This is a genomic window from Boseongicola sp. (assembly GCF_057460485.1).
The window spans coordinates 1-3622 of sequence record NZ_JBVCWP010000353.1 but is presented as its reverse complement, the minus strand read 5'-3'; the positions used below and the strand labels follow the sequence as shown (position 1 = coordinate 3622).

The window sequence follows — 3622 nt, the reverse complement described above, 5'->3', positions numbered from 1 at the left end:
GACCGCGACTTCGGCCTCCGCGGTCGCGGTCGCGATCGTTTGGAGCGGGATCGATTGCGGCCGCTTGTGGCCGCGGCGCTTCGGGTGCTGCTACCTCGGTGACGGCGGCTTCGGTAACTGCGGTTTCGACGGGGGCGTCATCAGATTTCCGGCGACGCGTGCGGCGCGGCTTTTCAGCTGTCGCTTCTGGCGGTGCCGTAGCTTCCGGCGATGCCTGAATTTCGGCGTCCGGAGTGGGCGCGGGCTTTTCAGTACGACGACGGCCACGTCGCGGTTTTTCGTCCGTGGATTGGACGTCTTCGCGTGAGGTCGTGTCTGCAATGCCCGCCACATCTGCGCGCGGAATTTCCTTGCCAATGAGACGTTCGATGCCATCGAGAAGTTTCACGTCCGGCGCCGAACAGATCATAATGGCTTTTCCCGAGCGACCCGCGCGACCGGTGCGGCCGATACGGTGTATATAGTCCTCGGAATGGCTTGGCACATCGAAGTTGAACACGTGGCTGACAGCCGGAATATCCAGACCGCGCGCGGCAACATCCGACGCCACAAGAAAGCGGAGACCGCCGTCGCGGAATTGATCAAGCGTCCGCGTGCGCTGCGATTGTTCAAGGTCGCCATGGATCGGAGCGGCGTCAAGTCCGTGTTTTTTCAGAGACTTAGCAACGATATCCACGTCGGACTTACGATTGCAGAAGACGATGGCGTTTGAACACGCAGCCCCCTCACGTTCGATCAACTTGCGCAGAAAGTCGCGTTTTTCACTGGCGGATCTTTCACGACGCGAGGCGCGGAACATAACGACTTCTTGTGCGATGGTCTCGGAAGCGGTGGCTTGGCGTGCGACCTCGATCCGTACGGGGTTCGACAGGAAGGTGTTGGTGATCCGTTCGATTTCAGGGGCCATGGTGGCCGAGAAAAACAGGGTCTGACGGGTGAAAGGCGTCAGCGAGAAAATGCGTTCGATGTCGGGGATAAAGCCCATGTCGAGCATCCGGTCGGCTTCGTCAACTACCATGATCTCGATGCCGGTGAGCAGAAGCTTACCGCGCTCGAAATGGTCAAGCAGACGGCCCGGCGTTGCGATCAGAACGTCGACGCCACGGTCGATAAGCGTATCCTGCTCTTTGAAGCTGACGCCGCCAATCAAAAGCGCTTTCGTCAGCTTCACGTTCTTGGAATAGGTGTCGAAGTTTTCCGCTACCTGAGCGGCAAGTTCACGCGTCGGGCACAAAACCAAGCTGCGCGGCATGCGCGCGCGCGCACGGCCACGGGCCAGCATGTGAATCATCGGCAGTGTGAAGCCGGCGGTCTTTCCCGTGCCTGTTTGCGCAATGCCAAGCACATCGCGGCCCTGAAGGGCGGCGGGGATGGCGCCTTCTTGAATGGGGGTCGGTGTTTCGTATCCGGCCTCTTCAACGGCCTTAAGTATCTTTGGCGACAATGCCAGATCGGAGAATTTAGTCATCTCGGTCCATATGTTTTGGACCAATTCTCGGCCCGTCATCTAAGCGGCGTGGGTCCGTATGACCTCAAGCTTATCCACAAGCTGCCGCAACTGAGAGGACTGGTAGGTTAATAGCCCAGTGGGGTCAACGTATTAAGGGATATGTGTACAATCATGCGATTTCGCAGCCATTGTTTCAATCATGCGCGAACAGATGGAAAGCAAAGGGAAAAGTAGAATTTCTCTGCTTTTCTTGCGTAGTGGGGTTGCAAGTGACGTAGGGTCATTTCTGTGTGGGAGCATTCCTCAGCGATATGCCTCTTTTGTGACGGCCTCACTGATTTCATTGGGGAAATCGCAGAATGTTTCTTGTAAACTGAAATACGGGATTTCACCCCCAAGGTTATCCACAGAAAGTTAACGGCCGTGGCTGATGCTTTGCAGCAAGCGGTAGGAATCTTTCGTTTTGGGCTTCATCTGCCTTTTGAGGGCCCTCTCACACCATCATCTCTTTCGTCGCCGACAACGTCAGGTCGGGATAATCGCGCTCGATCCGGTCAATGTCCCATTGCAGGCGCGTGAGGAAGACCATGTCGCCGTCGTTGTCGGCTGCCATGTGGCCCTTGTTGGAGTTCACGAAGGCGTCGACTTTGTCTTTTGGCCCGGTGACCCAGCGCGCCGAGGTGAACTGCGAGGGCTCGAACCGGACGGGCAGGCCGTATTCCAACTCGATGCGGCTGGCCAGAACTTCGAACTGAAGCGGCCCCACAACGCCGACGATGAAGCCGGATCCGATCATTGGTTTGAAGATCTTTGCGGCCCCTTCCTCGGCGAATTGCATCAGTGCTTTTTCAAGGTGTTTTGACTTCAACGGATCGCCCGCGCGGACGTTTTGCAACAATTCGGGCGCAAAAGACGGGATGCCGGTGACTTTGATTGTCTCACCTTCGGTTAACGTGTCGCCGATCCTGAGCTGGCCGTGGTTCGGGATGCCGATGATGTCGCCGGCCCAGGCCTCTTCCGCCAACTCGCGGTCTGAGGCGAGAAACAGCACCGGGTTCGAGATCGCCATCTGCTTTTTCGAGCGTACATGCGTGAGCTTCATGCCGCGGATGAAATGCCCCGAGGCAAGGCGCACAAACGCCACACGGTCCCGGTGCTTGGGATCCATGTTTGCCTGAACCTTGAACACGAAGCCTGCGACGGTGGTCTCATCCGGGCTGACGTGGCGCGGCGAGGCGGATTGCGGTTGCGGCTCGGGGCCGAAATTAGCGATGCCATCCATCAGGTCTTTGACGCCGAACGAGTTGATCGCCGAGCCGAACCAGATCGGGGTCATCGTGCCTTCAAGGAACGCCTGCCGATCAAAAGCCGGCAGCAGTGCGCGCGCCATTTCGACGTCTTCGCGCAGTTGTGTGAGCAGATCAGCAGGCACATGCTCGGCCAGTTTCGGATCGTCCAAACCGTCGATCTTGATGGACTCGGCGCGTTTGTTGCGGTCACCGCGCTCCATCAGTTCAAGCCGGTCATTCAGCATATCGTAAGAGCCGATAAAATCGCGTCCGACGCCGATGGGCCAGGATGCAGGCGTCACGTCGATCGCAAGATTTTCCTGAATTTCGTCGATGATCTCGAATGTCTCGCGGCTTTCGCGGTCCATCTTGTTACAAAATGTTAAGATCGGAAGGTCGCGCATCCGGCAGACCTCGAACAGCTTCTGGGTCTGGCTTTCAACACCCTTTGCGCCGTCGATGACCATGATCGCGGCGTCCACGGCCGTCAGCGTGCGATAAGTGTCTTCGGAGAAATCCGAGTGGCCCGGCGTGTCGACAAGGTTGAAGCGGTAGCCTGCGAAATCAAAGGACATCGCCGAGGCCGACACCGAAATGCCGCGATCCTTTTCCATCTGCATAAAGTCCGACCGCGTGCGGCGCGCTTCACCCTTGGCGCGTACCTGTCCGGCCATCTGGATTGCGCCACCATAAAGCAGGAACTTTTCGGTCAAGGTCGTCTTGCCCGCATCGGGGTGCGAGATGATGGCAAATGTGCGCCGCCGGGCAATTTCCGGGGGCAGGGGGCTTTGATTTGAGGCGCGATCTAACATGGGGGCGATATAGCCAGCCCTGCGAGCGCGCGCAATGAGCAGACACTTTGGATTGACGCGGCAGGGCTTCG

At 58.0% G+C, this 3622-nt stretch carries 2 protein-coding genes; both read right to left on the bottom strand.

Annotation, left to right across the window (positions count from 1 at the left end; genetic code table 11):
* Window positions 1–1468, bottom strand: a 1468-nt coding sequence (locus tag AC221Y_RS21845) for a DEAD/DEAH box helicase (RefSeq protein WP_486708428.1), incomplete at its 3' end; no start/stop codon positions are given.
* A gap of 475 nt (window positions 1469–1943) precedes the next feature.
* Window positions 1944–3551, bottom strand: coding sequence for a peptide chain release factor 3 (locus AC221Y_RS21840; protein ID WP_486708429.1), 1608 nt, complete (start codon window positions 3549–3551; stop codon window positions 1944–1946).
* Between the last annotated feature and the right edge of the window lie 71 nt (window positions 3552–3622).

Bases quoted from the DNA above. Each gene is read 5' to 3' on its own strand.
- AC221Y_RS21840 (WP_486708429.1), bottom strand. From the start codon at position 3,551: ATGTTAGATCGCGCCTCAAATCAAAGCCCCCTGCCCCCGGAAATTGCC.